The following is a 1369-nucleotide window of genomic DNA, read 5'->3' as shown; positions in this document are numbered from 1 at the left end:
CGTCCGTGTGTGGACGCCCCACCGGATACAAGGGGGTGTTCGGAAGATTTGATCGCGCGGGTTCAGGTGCTTCCGTGTGTCCGGCCTGTGATGCAGCCATCATCACGGCTGCTGGCCTGTATGGAGATCGCGGACCGGGTCCAGACCGAAGTTGCGCGCTCGAGGCGCTCGGACGTTTCACTGGTTTTCCCAATCCCGTCTTCTGACCGTTGCGCCATACCTCTCTACTGACCTTCCCTGCGTCCCTGACGCCTCAAGCCTTGGCGGCTACGCCGCTGCGGCCGGAGCTTTGTAGGATCCGCCGTGGGCCATCAGCGCCCAGACGGTCCTCGCCATTTTGTTCGCGAGCGCGACGGTGATCAGCATGCGCGGCTTGCGAGCTAGCATGCCGGCCAGCCATGCACCGGCTTTATCAGGATTGCGCGCCGCGACCTTCGTCACTGAGCTCGCGCCGATGATCAGAAGCCTGCGCAAGCTACGCTCTCCCATCTTCGTTGTCCGCCCGAGGCGCTCCTTGCCGCCGCTGGAGTGCTGTCGGGGTACCAGCCCGAGCCAGGCGGCGAAGTCGCGCCCGCGACGGAAGGTGCTGGCAGCGGGCGCCAGCGCCACCAGGGCGGTCGCTATCACCGGGCCGACGCCGGGGATCGTCATCAGCCGCTTCGCCACGGGATCAGCCTTCGCACGGCTCGCGATCTCGCGGTCGAGCAGGGCGATCTGCATCTGCAGCGCTTCCAGCCCTTGCGCAATCACGACCAGCACGGGTCGCGCCTGAGCCGGGATGTCGGAGGTGGGGTCGCCGACCACCTTGATCAGCTTGCCGACGTGCCCAACACCCTGACGCACGATGTAGCCGAACTCGGTGAGGTGGCCGCGCAGGGCGTTGATCAACTGGGTACGTTGACGCACGAGCAGGTCGCGGGTGCGGAACACCACCGCCGATGCCTGCGCCTCTGCACTTTTGCCTTGAACGAACCGCATCGTCGGGCGCTGCGCCGCCTCACAGATCGCTTCTGCATCGGCCATGTCGTTCTTCTGCCGTTTGACGAACGGCTTCACGTACGCCGGTGGGATCAACTTGGTGTCGTGACCCAGTGCGGCGAGCTCGCGTGCCCAATAGTGGGCACTCGCGCACGCCTCCATCGCGACCACGCACCGCGGTAAGGTCGAAAAGAACGGCAGAACCTGATCACGCCGAAGCTTCTTGCGGAACACGACCCCGCCGCTCGCATCCTCACCGTGAGCCTGAAAAACCGACTTGGCCAGATCGATGCCGACTGTGCTAACCTCACTCACGGACGCCTCCTACAGTGGTGTTTCAACACCTCCACTCTGGCACATCGATGCCGTCAGGGGGCGTCCACCCCAACGA

Annotated in this window: 1 protein-coding gene; it reads right to left on the bottom strand. The window is 64.9% G+C overall.

Going from position 1 to position 1369, the window contains the following annotated elements:
• Positions 1–267: 267 nt before the first annotated feature.
• Positions 268–1293, bottom strand: a complete 1026-nt coding sequence (locus tag FHY05_RS22200) for an IS110 family transposase (RefSeq protein WP_183946705.1) — start codon at positions 1291–1293, stop codon at positions 268–270.
• Between the last annotated feature and the right edge of the window lie 76 nt (positions 1294–1369).

The organism is Sphingomonas sp. BK580 (assembly GCF_014194975.1).
Taxonomy (GTDB): Bacteria; Pseudomonadota; Alphaproteobacteria; order Sphingomonadales; family Sphingomonadaceae; genus Sphingomonas.
The sequence above is the reverse complement of the archived record's forward strand: the minus strand, read 5'-3'. Positions and strand labels throughout refer to the sequence as shown.